The sequence below is a fragment of the Thermocrinis albus DSM 14484 genome (assembly GCF_000025605.1).
In the GTDB taxonomy this organism is placed as follows: domain Bacteria; phylum Aquificota; class Aquificia; order Aquificales; family Aquificaceae; genus Thermocrinis; species Thermocrinis albus.
This window is the reverse complement of record NC_013894.1, coordinates 536,255-552,893: the sequence shown is the minus strand read 5'-3', so window position 1 is coordinate 552,893 and position 16,639 is coordinate 536,255. Positions and strand designations below refer to the sequence as shown.

21 protein-coding genes are annotated in these 16,639 nt (G+C 47.8%); 17 read left to right on the top strand and 4 right to left on the bottom strand.

What is annotated here, in order from left to right; all coding sequences use genetic code 11:
• Positions 1-8 precede the first annotated feature (8 nt).
• The 11 genes from THAL_RS02885 to THAL_RS02835 are packed head-to-tail and all read left to right on the top strand — an operon-like array spanning position 9 to position 8,993.
• Positions 9-494 carry an OmpH/Skp family outer membrane protein gene (locus tag THAL_RS02885; protein WP_012991619.1) on the top strand — a complete coding sequence of 162 codons (486 nt, stop codon included), beginning with the start codon at positions 9-11 and terminating at the stop codon, positions 492-494.
• Positions 481-1,461 (top strand): UDP-3-O-(3-hydroxymyristoyl)glucosamine N-acyltransferase, encoded by a 981-nt coding sequence (gene lpxD, locus THAL_RS02880; protein ID WP_012991618.1) that lies wholly within the window; start codon positions 481-483, stop codon positions 1,459-1,461. The genes THAL_RS02885 and lpxD overlap by 14 nt, the downstream gene beginning before the upstream one ends.
• Positions 1,458-2,300: a menaquinone biosynthesis family protein gene (locus THAL_RS02875; RefSeq protein WP_012991617.1), complete on the top strand. Its 843-nt coding sequence runs from the start codon at positions 1,458-1,460 to the stop codon at positions 2,298-2,300. Before lpxD ends, THAL_RS02875 begins: the two co-directional genes overlap by 4 nt.
• Before the next feature lie 10 nt (positions 2,301-2,310).
• Positions 2,311-3,597: a phosphopyruvate hydratase gene (eno, locus tag THAL_RS02870; RefSeq protein ID WP_012991616.1), complete on the top strand. Its 1,287-nt coding sequence runs from the start codon at positions 2,311-2,313 to the stop codon at positions 3,595-3,597.
• On the top strand, positions 3,590-3,868 hold the full coding sequence (locus THAL_RS02865; RefSeq protein ID WP_012991615.1) for an FtsB family cell division protein: 279 nt from the start codon (positions 3,590-3,592) through the stop codon (positions 3,866-3,868). Before eno ends, THAL_RS02865 begins: the two co-directional genes overlap by 8 nt.
• 13 nt (positions 3,869-3,881) lie before the next feature.
• Entirely contained in the window at positions 3,882-4,550 is a 669-nt protein-coding gene (locus THAL_RS02860; protein WP_012991614.1) for a tetratricopeptide repeat protein, read from the top strand.
• Positions 4,547-5,239, top strand: a complete 693-nt coding sequence (gene uppS, locus THAL_RS02855) for a polyprenyl diphosphate synthase (protein ID WP_012991613.1) — start codon at positions 4,547-4,549, stop codon at positions 5,237-5,239. Before THAL_RS02860 ends, uppS begins: the two co-directional genes overlap by 4 nt.
• Positions 5,232-5,954 carry a phosphatidate cytidylyltransferase gene (locus tag THAL_RS02850; RefSeq protein WP_012991612.1) on the top strand — a complete coding sequence of 241 codons (723 nt, stop codon included), beginning with the start codon at positions 5,232-5,234 and terminating at the stop codon, positions 5,952-5,954. The genes uppS and THAL_RS02850 overlap by 8 nt, the downstream gene beginning before the upstream one ends.
• Positions 5,942-7,264 carry a TldD/PmbA family protein gene (locus tag THAL_RS02845; RefSeq protein WP_012991611.1) on the top strand — a complete coding sequence of 441 codons (1,323 nt, stop codon included), beginning with the start codon at positions 5,942-5,944 and terminating at the stop codon, positions 7,262-7,264. The genes THAL_RS02850 and THAL_RS02845 overlap by 13 nt, the downstream gene beginning before the upstream one ends.
• The gene (locus THAL_RS02840; RefSeq protein ID WP_012991610.1) at positions 7,261-7,830 is read left to right on the top strand and encodes a hypothetical protein; all 570 of its coding nucleotides are present in this window, start codon (positions 7,261-7,263) and stop codon (positions 7,828-7,830) included. Before THAL_RS02845 ends, THAL_RS02840 begins: the two co-directional genes overlap by 4 nt.
• Positions 7,827-8,993, top strand: a complete 1,167-nt coding sequence (locus tag THAL_RS02835; protein WP_012991609.1) for a hypothetical protein — start codon at positions 7,827-7,829, stop codon at positions 8,991-8,993. The genes THAL_RS02840 and THAL_RS02835 overlap by 4 nt, the downstream gene beginning before the upstream one ends.
• Here THAL_RS02835 and THAL_RS02830 read toward each other — a convergent pair.
• From THAL_RS02830 to trpD, 4 genes are all read right to left on the bottom strand, one after another.
• Positions 8,986-10,665 (bottom strand): ABC transporter substrate-binding protein, encoded by a 1,680-nt coding sequence (locus THAL_RS02830; RefSeq protein ID WP_012991608.1) that lies wholly within the window; start codon positions 10,663-10,665, stop codon positions 8,986-8,988. The genes THAL_RS02835 and THAL_RS02830 overlap by 8 nt on opposite strands.
• Before the next feature lie 62 nt (positions 10,666-10,727).
• Entirely contained in the window at positions 10,728-11,126 is a 399-nt protein-coding gene (locus THAL_RS02825; protein ID WP_012991607.1) for a glycine zipper 2TM domain-containing protein, read from the bottom strand.
• 20 nt (positions 11,127-11,146) lie between these two features.
• Positions 11,147-11,887, bottom strand: coding sequence for a menaquinone biosynthesis protein (locus tag THAL_RS02820; protein ID WP_012991606.1), 741 nt, complete (start codon positions 11,885-11,887; stop codon positions 11,147-11,149).
• Positions 11,888-12,901, bottom strand: a complete 1,014-nt coding sequence (gene trpD / locus THAL_RS02815; protein ID WP_012991605.1) for an anthranilate phosphoribosyltransferase — start codon at positions 12,899-12,901, stop codon at positions 11,888-11,890.
• Positions 12,902-12,917: 16 nt separating this feature from the next.
• On the opposite strand from trpD, the gene gatB reads away from it, so the two are divergent.
• From gatB to THAL_RS02785, 6 genes are read left to right on the top strand one after another with little or no spacing between them, the layout of a single operon-like run.
• Complete coding sequence (gene gatB, locus THAL_RS02810; protein ID WP_012991604.1) at positions 12,918-14,330, top strand: Asp-tRNA(Asn)/Glu-tRNA(Gln) amidotransferase subunit GatB; 1,413 nt, start codon at positions 12,918-12,920, stop codon at positions 14,328-14,330.
• Complete coding sequence (rpiB, locus tag THAL_RS02805) at positions 14,327-14,773, top strand: ribose 5-phosphate isomerase B (RefSeq protein WP_012991603.1); 447 nt, start codon at positions 14,327-14,329, stop codon at positions 14,771-14,773. The genes gatB and rpiB overlap by 4 nt, the downstream gene beginning before the upstream one ends.
• 20 nt (positions 14,774-14,793) lie before the next feature.
• Complete coding sequence (locus tag THAL_RS02800) at positions 14,794-15,237, top strand: F0F1 ATP synthase subunit B (RefSeq protein ID WP_012991602.1); 444 nt, start codon at positions 14,794-14,796, stop codon at positions 15,235-15,237.
• Positions 15,237-15,731, top strand: coding sequence for a F0F1 ATP synthase subunit B (locus THAL_RS02795; RefSeq protein ID WP_012991601.1), 495 nt, complete (start codon positions 15,237-15,239; stop codon positions 15,729-15,731). Before THAL_RS02800 ends, THAL_RS02795 begins: the two co-directional genes overlap by 1 nt.
• Positions 15,728-16,252, top strand: coding sequence for a F0F1 ATP synthase subunit delta (locus THAL_RS02790; protein WP_012991600.1), 525 nt, complete (start codon positions 15,728-15,730; stop codon positions 16,250-16,252). The genes THAL_RS02795 and THAL_RS02790 overlap by 4 nt, the downstream gene beginning before the upstream one ends.
• Positions 16,249-16,536: a hypothetical protein gene (locus tag THAL_RS02785; protein WP_012991599.1), complete on the top strand. Its 288-nt coding sequence runs from the start codon at positions 16,249-16,251 to the stop codon at positions 16,534-16,536. The genes THAL_RS02790 and THAL_RS02785 overlap by 4 nt, the downstream gene beginning before the upstream one ends.
• Positions 16,537-16,639: the final 103 nt, after the last annotated feature.

Below are 16,639 nucleotides of genomic sequence, written 5' to 3'. Positions count from 1 at the left end.
AGGTGAGCATGAAGAAGATATTAGCAGGTCTGGTGGTTCTAAGTGGTGCCGTTTACGCACAGCAAAAGTTTGCGTGCGTGGATGCCAACAGGATACTTCAGGAGTCCAAGACAGTAAAACAGGCAGAGCAGGAGCTAAGGGCCAAAGTGCAAGATTACCAACGACAACTCGATGAGATAGAGAAGAAACTGGAGGAGCTTAAAAAGCAGATAGAGAGCCGGGCTATAAGTCAGCAGGCGAGGGAACAGAAGATAAAGGAGTACCAACAGACGCAGGCCAAGGGTATAGAAATTCAGCAGAAAGCTCAGAAGGAGATAACGGAGCTGAAGGAAAAGTTAGAGGGGGACATTCTTAGTAAAGTGAGGCTTATTGCTGAGGATATGGCCAAAAAGAACGGTTATGCAGGGGTTTTTGACTGTGGAGCTTTTGTGTACAGATCTCCTGATATGGATGTAACCGAAGAGGTCATACGGAAACTGGATGTTGGCAAGTGATGTAGCAAGAGTGACTGGTGGGAAACTGGTAGGAAACCCGTTGAAGGAGCTTTTGGGGGTTTCTTCTGTAGATAAGCCCAGGGAGAGAACTGTTATCTTCTGTCATAGCAGTAAAGAGGCCGAAAAGGTAAAGGGCTTGAAGGAAGTACTCTTAGTGTTATCGGAAGAACCCCCGTATGCTACAGATTATGTGTTGGTGGAAGACACAAAACTGGCACTAGCGCGCTTTTTGCAACACTTTTACCCAGAGAAACACCCGGTGGGGGTCTCTCCTCAGGCGGTGGTGGAAGAAGGTGTTTCTTTAGGGGAAGATGTTTACGTAGGTCCTTTCGTGTACATAGGCAGAGGTAGTGTTTTGGAGAGGGGTGTAAAGGTATACCCCTTCTCCTACATAGGAGAGGGGTGTTACATAGGAGAGGAGAGCGTCATCTTCAGCGGTGTCCATATATATCCCAAAACGGTGATAGGTAAGAGGGTGAGGATCCATTCGGGTGCTGTCATAGGAGCCGACGGTTTCGGTTACCATATAGGAAAAGAGGGTATAACCAAGCTCCATCACATCGGGAGTGTGGTTATAGAGGACGATGTGGAGATAGGAGCTAACACCACAGTAGACAGAGCTCTTCTGGACGAGACTCGTATAGGCAGATCCACAAAAATAGACAACCTTGTGATGATAGGGCATAACTGTAGCATAGGGGAAGAGAACGTGATAGTGGCTCAGGTGGGTATATCAGGGAGCGTGGTAACAGGTAAGAGGGTGATACTGGCCGGACAGGTAGGTGTTGCTGATCACGTGCGTATAGGAAACAACGTAACGGTTACGGCTCAGTCGGGTGTGAGTTCTTCCTTAGAGGATGGCAAGGTGTACGGTGCTGCGCTGCCCGCTATAGAGTGGAGTAAGTGGAAGCGTTTGTACGCTTACATTACAAAACTACCTGAACTTTTCAGGGAGAGGAAGAGATGAAGATAAGGATAGCTCACAGTCCTGATTCAGACGACGCCTTTATGTTCTATCCCCTCACCAGTGGCCTCATAGACACGGAAGGCCTCGTTATAGAACATGTTCTTGCCGACATTCAAACCCTCAATGAAGAAGCCCTTAAAGGCAGCTATGAGGTATCAGCCATATCCTTCCACGCGTATCCTTATGTGGCAGACAAATACGTTGTTTTACCCAGCGGTGGCAGTGTGGGAGACGGATACGGACCAATAGTGGTTGCCAAGGAAGATATGAACAGTATAAAAGGTAAGAGAGTGGCGGTTCCTGGCCTTCTCACCACCGCCTATCTGGTACTTAAGCTCTATGAGCCTGACATACAGCCTGTGGTTCTCCCCTTCGATAAGGTCATAGATGCCGTGGAGAGGGGTGAGGTGGACGCGGGGTTAGTAATCCACGAGGGACAACTGTCTTACGTGGACAGAGGCCTGAGGCTGTTGGTGGATCTGGGCGCGTGGTGGAAGGAAAAAACTGGGCTAGTGTTACCTTTGGGGTGCAATGTGGTGAGAAAGGATCTGGGAAAGGAGGTTATAAAAAAACTGGAGAAACTGATGAGGAAAAGCGTGGAGTTCGCTCTCCACAACGAGGATCTTGCTCTGGAGTACGCCCTTAACTACGCAAGGGACCTTTCTCACAGCAAGGAAAGGACGAGAAAGTTCGTAAGCATGTATGTTAATCAGTACACTGTAGACTACACTGAGAGGGGAAGGGAAGCGGTGAGACTCCTACTGAAATTAGGTTACGAGAGAGGCATTATAACCGTTAAACCACCGGAGGTCATATTCTCCGACGAACTGGTGCTATAATTGTGTTTTCATGAGCGCCATAAAGAAGATAAAGGCAAGGGAAGTTTTGGACTCTCGTGGAAACCCTACGGTAGAAGTGGAGGTCACCTTAGAGTCAGGTGCGGTAGGAAGAGCTACCGTACCTAGCGGAGCCTCCACAGGAGAGCGAGAGGCTTTGGAACTTAGAGACCATGACCCGAACCGTTACCTGGGTAAAGGTGTTCTGAAGGCGGTGGATAACGTCAACGGCCTCATAGCCAAGGAGTTGGTAGGTTTGGAAGCTGATAATCAGTGGGAGATAGATAGGGTGCTGATAGAGTTGGACGGAACACCCAACAAAAGTAGGTTGGGAGCAAACGCTATTTTAGGTGTGAGTATGGCGGTGGCCAAAGCGATGGCCCAGGAAAAGGGTATGCCCCTCTACAGATATTTGGGTGGCTCTATGGCCAATAAGTTACCTGTTCCTCTCATGAACGTTATAAATGGGGGAGTTCATGCGGATAATCCCCTTGACATCCAAGAGTTCATGATACTACCGGTAAGAGGAACCACCTTCTCAGAGGCGCTGAGGGTGGGCGTTGAGGTTTTCCATACGCTGAAACACATTCTGAAGGAGAGGGGACTCTCCACCTGTGTGGGAGATGAAGGGGGTTTTGCTCCCCAGATCAAAAGCACAGAGGAAGCGCTGGACCTCCTTCTTTTGGCCATAGAAAAAGCGGGCTACGTACCCGGACAGGATGTCCTGTTGGCTTTGGACTGTGCCTCTTCCGAGTTTTACTACGAAGACGAACTTTATCATCTGGAAGGTAGAGTAATGTCACGAGAAGAACTATGTGAGTTTTACTCAAAGTTGGTGGAGAGGTATCCCATAGTGTCTTTGGAGGATCCTATGGCGGAGGACGATTGGGAAGGTTGGAAGCTTGTAACTCAGGCTCTAGGAAACAAAGTTCAGTTGGTAGGTGATGACCTTTTTACCACCAACGTAAATATCCTCAGGGAAGGTTTTAAGAAGGGCGTGGCTAACGCCATCCTCATCAAGCTGAACCAAATAGGAACTGTGTCGGAAACTCTACAAACAGTTGCCTATGCCAAAGACCACCATTACTCCACCATAGTGTCCCACAGATCAGGTGAAACAGAGGACACCTTCATAGCCCACTTGGCGGTGGCCACAGGTAGTGGTCAGATAAAAACAGGTTCAGCTTCACGCACCGACAGGACAGCCAAGTATAACGAGCTTCTCAGGATAGAGGAGAGCTTGGGTTGTGGCGCTGTCTTCACGGGCAGAGGGGAGTTTTGGAGATTTCTCCGTGAGTAAGGGGGTGTGTTACCTCTTCCTCTCGGCGCTCATTGTCCTTACCCTATACGGTCTGTTTTTTGGACCTTACAACCTACAACAACTTTCCAGGTTGGAGAAAGCTCGCACCGCACTGGAAGAAAAGAGAAAAAAACTGGCCGAGGAGAACTCCCAGCTGGAGAACCAGCTCAGTTCTATGCGTAGGAACCCGGACTTTTACATAGAACGCTTCTTGAGGGAAACCTTAGGGATGCAAAGGAAGGATGAGACCATAGTTATTTTGGAGAGGTAGTATAATGGGTAGCATGAGGGTGTGGGCCTTTCTCATTCTCTTAGTGGTAAGTTCGTGTGGTACCGTCACGCAACAGGAGCTGGATGCCAGGTTGGCCGGTATATCTTCCAGACTCACACAGTTGGAAGAGCGACAGAAGAAGCTGGAAGAACAGCAGGTGAGGACGGAGGAAAGGATAGACCTTATATCTCAAAACATAACGTCCCTAAGGCTGGAGCTGGAAAGACTCAGGGCTAACAGAACAGTTATGGAAACACCCAAGGTGGATCAACCACCACCCGCTTCTCAGGGGCAAACGCAGGGGTACGAGAAAGACTACGAGGAGGCTATGCGTTTGTACCACCTGCGCCAGCTACACCAAGCCAAGGAGAAGTTCATAGATTTCATAAAGAAGAACCCTAAAACACCCCTAACCGACAACGCCTACCTTTGGCTCGGTGTAGTTTACAGAGATCTCGGTGATTGGCAAAAAGCTCAAGCTGTGTGGTTGACGTTGGTAGAAAGGTGTAAGAGGGGGGAGATGGTGGACTGTAACAAGCTACCTGCCGTGTACCTTCAGTTAGCCAAACTGTATGAACAGAGGAACGATCAGCAGAAGGCTAAAGAATACTACGAGGCCATACTGAAAGAGTTTCCTCTTTCTGAGGAAGCTAACATAGCGAAGGCTAAATTAGGCAGATGAACATAAAAAAACTTCCTGAGCACGTAGCCATAATAATGGACGGGAACGGAAGATGGGCAAAGGAGAGGAATCTTCCCAGAATCGCCGGACACTATGAGGGAGTCAAAAGGGCAGAGGAGATAGTGGACTTTTGTGCAGATCTAGGAATAAGGTACTTGTCCCTTTTTACCTTCTCTACGGAAAACTGGAAAAGGCCGGCTGAGGAGGTGGCTGCCCTCTTTGATCTTTTCGAAAGGTATCTAAAGGAAAAGAGACAGGAACTGAAGGAAAAAAGTGTAAGGGTCATATTCATAGGCAGGAGAGACAGAATACCCATGAGTTTGGTGGAAGAAATGCACAGAACGGAGAAGGAAACTGCGTGTGGGCATAGAATAACCGTCATCTTGGCGGTAGATTACGGAGGAAGAGATGATATAGTGAGAGCTGTAAACCACCTACTACATCAGAGAGTGCAGGAGGTGGATGAGTCCACTTTTCGCCAAGCTTTGGATCTGAGAGATCTGCCTGATCCTGATCTTCTCATAAGGACCGGCGGTGAGAAGAGAATATCCAACTTTATGCTGTGGAACTTAGCTTATACAGAACTTTACTTCACGGAGGTTTACTGGCCAGACTTTGGAAGAGAAGAGTTTGTAAAGGCCTTAGAGGATTACGCCAACAGGGAGAGGAGGTTCGGTGCCGTTGTTTAGGAGCAGAGAGGGAATAGGACTCTCTGTGGGTTTGGTGAGTATCTTACTTTCCCTTCTACCATGGTATCTCTTCCTTCTGCCTTTGACCTTCCTCAGTTGGAGAATATCCTATGAGGTAGCCAGAGCTACAGGTACAAGAACAGCATCTTTACTTCCACCCTCTGTAACGTTACTTTCCTGTATGTCCCAGGAGGTGGGTCTAGTGTCAGCCTTTCTGCTGGCTTTGGTATCGGGTTACAGGAACTGGTCTTTGGAGGAGTTCTACAAAGCGCTGTTTCTCAACATGTACGCAGGTTATCTCCTCTCTTACTTGTACAAAGTGAAGTTGGTGGGAACTGTAGAACTTTTGAGACTTTTACTCTTCGTCTTCGTTTTGGATGTAGCCTCCTACTACATAGGGAAAAAGTTAGGAAAAAGGCCTTTCTTTCCACGCCTCTCACCTAAAAAAACCTGGGAGGGGTTTTTAGGTGGTGCCGTATTATCCTGTTTGTTCTCTCTCATCTTTTTAAAGGTACCTCTGTATGTGTCTGCTGTGCTGGTGTTGGCCGGAGTCAGCGGTGATCTTTTTAAAAGTTTTATAAAAAGACAGGTGGGTATAAAAGATTTTTCCCAACTGCTGGGAGAGCACGGGGGCTTTACTGACAGATTTGACTCCCTTGTTTTCGCAGCTCCCCTTTGGTACTACTGGCTTAAAATTTTAGCATGGAGAATCTGAAAAGTATAGTGGAGGAAGTGCTCGGCGGTCAGTACGATTACGAGATATTCTACCAATCTATAGGACAAACCCTCATAGAAACATCTAACCTCCAGCTGGAGAACCTCTCCCGTTCGGAGGAGAAGGGAGTTGGGATTAGGGTTTTTCGGAAGGGAAAGATGGGGTTTGCCTACACCACCGACATGTCCTCTTCAGCTGTTAAAGAGTGTGCACTTAGAGCAAAGGAAGCATGTGAGATAACAGAAGAAGAGCATGGGGAACCTTACTGCAGTACTCTTCAGATAGAGTGGGAGGAGATAGACACAGAGAGCCTTCATATGCCCTTAGAGGAAAAGGTAGAGCTGGTTCTTTCCCTCGAGAGAAAAGCCCTTGCGTTGGATAGCAGGGTAAAGGGTGTTAGGAAAGTGAGCTTTAGAGAAGATCTTGTGGAAACTCACTGCATAAACTCCTGTGGAGTAGAGTACCGTTACACCACCACCCGCTACATGTGTCTCATGTCTGCCTTTGCAGAAGATGGAAAGGACAGCGCCATATCCTACGAATATAGAGCCGGAAAGAATATCGCTTTCTTAAAGCTAGACAGTATGGTGCAGGATGTGGTTTTTAAAGCTGTCTCCCAGCTGGGTGCTGTCTCTATGGAGAGTAAGGAAATGCCGGTGGTTTTCTTCAGTGAGGCCTTTGCCATGCTCCTTGAAACTTTCTCTCCCATGTTTACGGGAGAAGCTCTCGTGAAGGGAAAAACTCCCTTGGCGGGCAAAGAGGGTGAAAGGATAGCATCTTCGGTGGTTAACCTGGTGGATGACGGCACTATGAAGGGTTCTGTAGGTGGAGCACCTACGGATGCCGAAGGTGTAACCAGTAAGGTTAACGTGTTGTTGGACAAAGGTGTTTTCAGAGGGTTTCTCCACAGCCACTACACCGCCAGGAAGATGGGGGTGGAACCTACGGGAAACTCGGTAAGAGATGGCTTTAGAAGTGTGCCCACAAGCGGCATACGCCACCTATACCTGGAGGCAGGCCCTTACGGATATGAGGAACTTCTCGGAGCTTATGATGAGGTACTTCTGGTTCTGGATCTCATGGGACTTCATACCGCAGACCCTGTGTCGGGAGACTTTTCCCTAGGTGCTTCGGGTATAATTTATAAGGGTGGAAGGCCTCTCAAAAGTGTGAGGGGGATAGTGATAGCAGGTAATATCCTTGATGTGTTCAGAAAAATAGAAGGTGTAAGTAGCGACCTTAAGTTCTATGGTCGAGTAGGGTCTCCTTGGGTGTTGGTTGGATCTTTAACAATCGGGGGTAACTCATGAAAAAGTTCCTGCCTCCTCTGCTTTTTTTGATAGGCGTCCTTTTACTGTTCGTAGGGTTGTACGCTTCCTTTGAGGTGTATATTTCCCAAAAACTTCAACAAACTACTCGTGAGTTAAGTGAGGCTATTCTTCACCTTCAGAGGGGTGAAAACCCTACGAAGGGTTACCAAACCCTCCTGATACTGAAGACACCTGCCGGAAAGTCTCTGGTGCCATCTGTTGGACTTCTGAACCCGCTGGATGCATCCCTTTATGTAACTTCCGTCAGTAAAGGATCTGACGGAACAGAGGTTTACGTTTATCTGAGACGTACCACCTTGGGAGAGTACCTTCAGACCCTTTTGGAAGAGTGGGCATCCGCAGGCATAGCTTTTTCAGGTGCTGTCCTTATGATCCTGGCCTACTTTATGTCCAGAGGTGGTTCTACCACCAATGAAGAACTTGTTGCCAAACTGAAGGCCCTGAGAACAACCCTATCCGTGAACTCTGTGATCCCTGAAGAAACGGCAACGGAGACTAAGAGTTTGCTAGATGATATACTTAAAAAGATGGAGGGTAAAAGATGAAAGTACTTATGATCTCTTTTGACAAAAGCTTAGTGGGGAGACTTAAAGACCTGCTCAAAGAGTACGATGTGGCAGAATTTAAGAACGGGGAGGAGGCTGTAAACTCCAACATTCAGTACGCAGATGTGATCATCTACGATGCTATAGCTGGATCTATATCAGAGGAAGATATCAACAGTATGTATAAACAGAAGTTCAAAGACTCTCTTTACGTCATCCTGGTGGATCAGCTTTTTCCAATAGATGCTAAAAACTTACTCCCTCACAGGAAAGTTTTAGTGGACAGAGATAAAGCTGAAGAAAGGATAATGGATGTGTTAAGGGGGGGAGAGATCCCAGAGGAGATGACAGGAGGAGTGACACAGATGGAGAAGCCTTCCTCCAAGATAATGATCTTTTCTCTAGATCCTGACTTCATAAAGAAGTTAAAGGATGCCTTAGGGGAAGGTTTCCTGTACCTGGAAGCTAAGTCTGTGAGGGAGGTTATACCTCAGGCAGAACAAGCGGATATACTGGTGATAGATGCTCTATCGGGTGTTTTGGCACAGAAAGTTTTAACAGAGCTTTCCCGAAAGGAGGAAGTGAGAGGAAAACCTTTCGTTATACTGGTGGATGAGCTCTTCGGTGTGGATGTTTCTGATGTGGAGCTCGGTGAGAAGTACATTTTCGGCAGAGAGTCAGAACTAAGCAAAGCTGTCCAAAAGATACAGGAACTTGGTCAAAGGAGAGCTGTAGCAATCCTGGAGGAAGAACCAGTGGAGAAGTCGGTGGAGAGCATCTCCAACCTGGAGAAAGAACCGGTGGAAAAGCCAGTGGAGAGCATCTTGGAAGAACTCCTAAGTGGGTACTCCGGCACCACCTACGAACCTACAGAAACGCCGCAGGCCTCTCATGTGGAAGAGAAAATGTCTGGTAGTTTAAGAGAGGCTCTCCTTCAGTCCCTTCCTTCCTTGCTGAAGGAGAATATTCACCAAGCCCTTGACCAAGAGATGATAAGGGATCAGATAAAGGAGACACTGAGATCTGTACTGTCGGAGGAGGTGATAAAGGAGGCTGTAAAAGATGTGGTGAAGGATGTTTTATCCTCGGTGGATATAGCTTCCTTAATAAGGGAAGAAGCCTACAGGGCTCTCAAGGAGAGACTCAGAGAGATCATCACTTGAAAAACATACTTTCCTCTCTGTAAAATCCCCATACGGTGGGAAAGACGTTGTTGAGCCTGTCGGAAACACTGAGTATACTTTGGGGAGCCACTAGAAATATCATAGGTTGTTCTTCAGCTATTATGCGAAAGGCCTCTTGGTAAAGACTTATACGAACCTTTTGATCTAGTGTGGAGGCCGCCCTGTCCAATAAGGCATCTACACGAGCTTCCCATTGGGTGGCTGTTTTTTTCTGCATAGGGTTCCATATGTGAAGTGTTCCAGAGGAGTGCCACACGTTTCTTCCAAAGTGGGGATCCAACGAACCTGTAAGACCTATGATAACGGCCTCCCAATCGTAGGGAGGTGTGGAGAGTTTTCTCACCAATGTGTTAAAGTCCAGTGTCCTGAATATGACTTTTATGCCTATCTTCTCTAGATCTTCCTTTATCATGTTACCTAACTTTTCTCTCTCTTTGTTGTCGGCGTTAGTGAGGAGCACTATCTCCACGGTGTGTCCCTCGGCATCTCTCAGCCATCCATCCTTCCCGTAACGAAAACCTGCTTTTAAGAGAAGTTCCTTGGCCTTCTGGGGAGAGTAACTGTACTGAGGAAAGAGCCCTTCCTTGTAGTAAGGACGGTTGGCTGGTGTTATAGGTCCGTAAAGGGGAACTGCAAGACCGTTGTAGACGAGAGTACACATACTCTCCCTATCTATGGCGTAAGAAACAGCGAGACGAAACAGCTTGTTCTGAAACCATCTTAGCTTGTACTGAGGTAAAGAGGAACGAGGATTTTGATTGAAGACTAAGAAGGTTATGGCTGGCGTTGGACCTAAGTTGTAGAGGGAGCTTCCTCCCAGCTTAGACAGAACTAGAAGGTCTTGGGGCCGCGGACTCAACATATCTACCCCTCCTGTGGTGTACATGAGAAGGGCTGTATCAGGATCTTGCAGAATGTAACCTACCTTTCTCTTTATGTAGGGGAGATGTTTACCCATATCATCCCTCTCATAGTAGTAAGGGTTGGCCTCGTACTCCACTCTCTGACCCTTTACGTATCTTACCAACCTGTAAGGGCCTGATCCCACTATTTGGGAGGGGGGTGTAGAGACGTTCCACGCACTCATAAAGTTTCCTTCTTTTACGTACCTTTCCAACTTATGACGTGGCAAGATAGGTGATGCCATTATACCGAGGAAAGGGGCAAAAGGCTCAGGTAAACGGAACTCTACTCTTTTTTCGTCCAGCTTTCTGACAAAATTGCGCACCTGCTGAGGAGTTTTTAACACACCTTTCAACATATCGGCGGTGGAGTTGGGTATCTGGGGGTTAAGATACACGTCTCTGTAAGTGAAGACTACATCATCGGCAGATATGGGATGCCCATCACTCCATCTTAGATTTTCCCTCAGTTCAAAGATGTACCTTCTGCCGTTGTCCAGAACGTGCCACCTCTTGGCCAGATCGGGAACGTACGTCATCGTCTTAAGATCCAACTTGGTAAGTCCGGAAAAAAGATCACCTATAACGGCGGTGGAAGTGGTTTCCTGTGCTACCACAGGATTAAGGGTTTTGGGATCTCCCCGCAGTATAAAACGTAGCTCTCCCCCCTCCTTTCCCGGTAAAGGTTGAAACTCCTCGGGATTCACCGTAACCCATCTTACGGCTCCCCCCCGAGGGGAGGAAGCCATATGAAAAGGTAAGAAGGCTACTAAAACGAGAGACAGGGCAAAGAGGATCTGGTAGAAGAACCTCAGGGACACACTTCTCTCTCTTCCACCTTTACCAACTTACCGTTCTGGTAGTAGTTGGTCTTCACGATCTTACACTGACCCCTGCTGGCCACGGGTTCCGCATACACCCTTTGTGTGCCATCCTCAGACCTGTACTCTACCGGTCTGTTTTGGTAGGCTGCTTCCCTTGCCGCCCTGGAGGCTATCTCCGTTATGGTACCACCTATTACAGCACCTAAAGCGCCACCTATGACAGCACCGCGCCAACGGTTCTCCTTATCAAGGAGAGCTCCCGCCACCGCGCCACCTATGGCACCTATCGTACCTCCTTCGTAGGTCCTTTGGGAGGTCACCTGCCCGCAGGAGTAAAGACCGGCGAAGAAAATCACACCTGTCATAAATAGAGCCACTTTCTTCATGTTTCACCTCCTTTTCGGTTTTACAATAACAGTATACCTCTTCCAGCTAAAAATTCCATGAAAATTTGTAAGCTAGCCATTTCCTCCTGTCCAAGCTCGTACCCAATACACTCGGTAAAGTAACTCTTCACCTCATCTTCTTCAAAACCATCTATTCTAATCTTCCCATCCCTCAAGCGAGAGTAAAACTCCTGCAGGGAAGTTTGACACAGGTGGTGTATAACCTCCCACAGCCAAGGGGGAGCATCTTTCCTCACCAAGAAGAGGGCAAACACAAAAGGTAGAGAGTGTTTTTTAAACCACTCCTCTCCCAGATCGTAAAAGTATGGGTATAAGCCTCTCTTCTTTTCCATTAGTGCCTCGTCTCCTATGAGAAGAAGGGCATCTGCCTCTGATGGATCCTCCACGTAGACCACATCCCTATTCCAGAGAACTTCTATTACGTACATGGAGAGATACCGGGAAGTGAGAGAGAGGGGTGTTAGAAACACGGTCCTTATGTTATCCTTAGATCTCTTAGAGAATATACCCACAGAACACACCTTTTCCCGGCTCGATATGGAGATACCCGGCACCACACGGTAGAGGTCCTTTCTCATTAGATACTCCACAGAGGATACTATGCCTGCTTGTATTACGTTTTTTCTGAGAAGATCCACAAGGTGAGAGGGATGACCGTCCACCAACTGGATCCTTTCGTCTTGAAATCTGTAAAAGAGAGGTAAGGTGTTAAGATAGGAGACTCTACCTACTTTGACCATTCACACTTTCCTGGTGAGTTCTATAAACTTCATCAGTTTTTCATAGGCTCTTCCACTGTGAATACTCTCCTTGGCTATCTGGAAAGCCTGTTTTTTGTCATCGGTGACGCCTGCCACCATAAGACCAAAGGTGGCGTTGAGGAGAACCATGTAATAGGCAGGAGAAACCTCCCCACGCAGTACAGATAGAGCGGTTCGCGCACTTTCCTCCACAGATGTCACCTTTATGTACTCGGGGGGATAGCGTTTTATACCCATTTCCTCCGGAACAAACTCGTAAAGATATACCCCGTCCTGTCTTACCTCTGCTACCAGTGTAGGCGCACATACGGAGACTTCATCGGTTCCATCCTTTCCGTGTACCACCACAGCCCTCACAGCTCCCAACTCTCTTAAAGTGTGAGCCACCTTTTCCACAAAGCTGTCTGAGAAAACACCCACCAGTTGTCTCTTGGCTCCTGCGGGGTTGGAGAGAGGTCCCACCAGGTTAAATATAGAGCGTATGCCCACCTCTCTACGGGGACCAAGGACTCTCTTCATGGCAGGGTGAAAGAGAGGCGCAAACATGAAACCTATTCCCAACTCTTCTATGAGGATAGACACCTGATGGGGAGATAGATCTATCTTAGCACCCAAATACTCCAAAAGATCAGCGCTGCCGCATCGGGAAGAGACAGATCTGTTACCGTGTTTGGCTACCTTCACACCGGCACCTGCTAGAACAAAGGCGGTCACAGTGGACACGTTGAAGGTACCGGACATGTCGCCACCTGTACCGGCCGTATCCACAAGATGATGAGGGTCCCTAACTTCCACCTTGGTGGCTCTCTCTCTAAAGAAACGCACGGCGCCTACTATCTCTTCCACTGTCTCTCCCTTCATTCTTGTGCCCATTATAAAGGCACCTATCTGAGCGTCGGTGGCTCTCCCTTCTACTATGTCTTCCATGCAGGAGTACATCTCCTGAGCGGTGAGGTTCTCCCTTTCGGAAAGCTTGTGTAGAATGTCCTTCATAGGCTATTATTTTATTATGGAGCTGGAGCCTGTCATAGGTCTTGAGATTCACGTTCAACTGGAAACACGCAGTAAGCTTTTCTGCTCCTGTCCTGTGGAGTTCGGCGCGGAACCCAACACTAACGTTTGTCCCGTCTGTTTGGGACTGCCCGGAACTCTACCTGTTCTTAATAAGAGGGCTGTAGAGCTGGCCCTTCGGGCAGCTATAGCCCTTAACTGCGAGATAAACCTTGTATCAGTCTTTGCCCGTAAGAACTACTTTTACCCCGACTTACCTAAAGGATACCAGATATCCCAGTACGAGCATCCGCTGGCCGTTAACGGTTTTGTAGAGGTTCAGGGTAAAAGGGTGAGAATAAGGAGACTTCACTTAGAGGAGGATGCTGGTAAAAACATCCACGAAGGTGGTAAAACCTACTTGGACTTCAACAGGGCAGGCACACCCCTTATAGAGATAGTGACGGAACCCGACATAGACTCTCCTCAGATGGCCCGTGAATTTTTAGAGACCTTGAGAAACATAATGAGATACGCAGGAGTGTCCCGTGCAGATATGGAAAAGGGACAGCTGAGGTGTGACATAAACGTTTCTCTACGGCCTAAGGGTTCCAGAGAGTTAGGTACCAAAGTGGAGATTAAGAACGTAAACTCCTTCAGATTCGTCCAAAAAGCCATAGAGAGCGAGATAGAAAGACAGAAGAGGATCATCACCACCGGAGGCAGTGTGATTCAGGAGACGAGGACTTTTGATCCCTCCACGGGACTCACTTACCCTATGAGGACAAAAGAGGAAGCCCACGACTACAGGTACTTTCCTGATCCCGACCTACTACCTCTGGTTCTGACGGAAGATTTCGTGCAGGAGATAAGGTCATCCATGCCCGAACTTCCCCACGAGAGGAAGATGAGACTGATGGAAGTGTACGCCTTGGGAGAGTACGAAGCCAAGATCCTAACGGATCTGAAGGAAGTGGGTGACTTTTTCGAAGAAGCGGCACGTCATTTTTCAGAAGATCCTAAACTCTTGTGTAACTGGCTTTTGAACGACTTACTGGGTAATTTGAGAGAAAGACAGATGAGTATAGAGGATTCTCCTGTAACTCCCCTACATCTGGCACGCTTGGTAGAGCTCATCCACAAAGGTACCCTTTCTTCGAGACTGGCGAAGGATGTCCTGAAGGAGATGGTGGAAACAGGTAAAGATCCTCAGGAGATAGTGAGGGAGAAAGGACTCACTCAGATATCTGACGAACAGGCCATAAGGGAGATAGTCCTTCAGGTCCTTGCCAGTTTCCCATCGGAGGCAGACAGGCTGCGTAAAGGTGAGGAGAAACTACTGAGCTTCTTTGTAGGTCAGGTAATGAAGGCCACCAAAGGTAAAGCAAATCCTCAAGTGGTACAGAAAATCCTCAGAGAGGTGTGCCAATGAGGGTGGCTATAGGGTCGGACCACGCAGGTTTTCCCTTGAAGGAGAAGATAAAGGAGTTCCTCATCTCTAAAGGCCATACAGTGTTGGATTTTGGCACCCAGTCACAGGAGTCCACCGATTATCCCATCTTTGCCCGTGAAGTGTCTTTAGCGGTGCAGAGAGGAGAAGCGGAGAGAGGCATACTGGTGTGCGGAACAGGTATAGGTATGTGTATAGTGGCCAACAAGTTCAAAGGTGTACGTGCAGCCCTCTGTCTCAACGAGTACATGGCCAGAATGAGCAGGCTTCACAACGACGCCAATGTGCTGTGTCTCGGGGACAGAGTGATAGGTGAGGAACTTGCCCTCTCTATAGTGGATGTGTGGCTCTCTACACCTTTCGAAGGTGGAAGACACGAGAGGCGCGTGCATCTTATAAAAAACATTGAAGAGGAGCTGTGTTAAAATATGGTGGGAGGCAGAAGATGCAGGACATACAGCAGTCCCTATATCCCAACTACACCCTTTTGGTGCAGGCGGCACTGTTTTTGGTTTTCACTTTTCTCATTCACAGGCTTTTGGTAAAACCTTACACGGAGGTGATAGAGGAGAGGGAAAAGCGTATCTCCGACAATCTGGAAAAGGCGAGAGAGCTTCAGGAAGAAGCCACCAGATATTTGCAAGAAGCCCAGCAGATCCTGGAAAAGGGAAGACAGGAATCCAACGCTATACTGGAAGAGGCAAGAAAGGAAGCTCAGAGGATAGCACGCCAGATGTTGGAGGAAGAGGAGAAGAAAGCTCAGGAAGATATAGAGCGCGCTGTGGCTGAGATGAGAAAGCTGTTGGAAGAGGAGAAGCTAAAACTGGACAAAGAACTGCAGAAAGTGGCAGAAGAATTAGTAAGACGTGTACTTAAGGAGGTGGCCTGATGGAAGGTGGACACCACACCCAGGAACTCCTCTGGAAGGCTTTCAACATAGCCCTCTTTCTGGGAGTCCTTTACTGGTTCGGTGGAAAGCACATAAAGGAAGCTTTCCGTAACTTTTTTGTAAGCCTCACAGAAGGCTTGGATAGATCAGAGGAAGAACTGAGGAAGGCTCAGGAGGAGCTGTCCAAAGCAAAACAGGAGTATGAAGATGCTAAGAGGAGATACCAAGAGCAGATAAAACTGGCTCAAGAGACCGCTGTTTACATAAAAGAACAGGAGATGAAAAAGGCTGAGGATATGATCCGCAGGATAAGGGAGAAAGCCAGCGAAAGCATAGAGCTGGAACTCAAAAGAGCCAAAGAAGAGCTGGTGTCATACGGAGCCAATAGAGTGAAGGAACTGGCCACAGCTCTTCTGTTGAAGGAGTTTGAAAAGGAGGAGGTGCACAGGAATTACATAGAAAAGAAGATCAAAATACTGGAGGCTAAGGAATGAACAAAGATCTTGCCAGGAAACTGGCCAAAGCGGTGGTGAGACACCTTCCCTCCGACAGGAACACTCTTATATCCGCCATCCAGTTCTTCCAGCTTTTGGAGACTCTTTACAAGAAGGACAGACTTTTTAGAGACACTATGCTAAATCCCAACGTTCCCACCGAAAGGAAGCTTAACTACCTAAAGGCCTTAAGATCCCGCTTTGGACTGCCGGAAAGAATAGACCAAGTTCTGGGTGATATGGTCATCACCAACATGATCCCTTCAGTGGGTGAGCTTAGAAGGATTCTGGAACACGAGGTAGAAAAGATCCTCAAACTCTCCCGTGCTACCCTCTTTGTGGCAAAGCCTGTGGATCAGCAGACGGTAGAGAGGATAAAGGAAGTTATGAAGAGAACTATGGGTAAAGATCTAGAGCTTCGGGTGGTGGAGGATCCTTCTCTGATAGGAGGTTTTGTGGTACAGGGCTACGGTTTTGTGGTGGACGCCTCTGTCAAAAAGATTTTAGAAACGTGGAAATGATGGAGTATCCGGTAGAGAAGTTTAAGAAACTAGCAGAAGAACTACGTTCAATGGCTCTAAGTCCGGAGATAGATCTGGTAGTGTGTTTTCCAGGTGTTGAGGACGAGGAATGTGAAGAAGATGAAGGGAAACCTTACGTCATAATAAGACACGTAGAGGGTCCTGAAAAGAAGTTGGTTTTTTCAGAAAATTACTGGAAAGCGGATGTGGAGACCCTCAAAGGTGCTGTTCTGTTTCAGATAAAGGCTCTTATGGAGGAACTGCAGTCCTTTGAAGGTGAGTAGGGTGTTCCAATGCCGCCTGCCGGGTGTGGGACACCCTTTACAGGCGGGATATAAATAGCCCGGCACCCGAGCCAATACATAAGCTCGGGTAATAAGGTGTGAA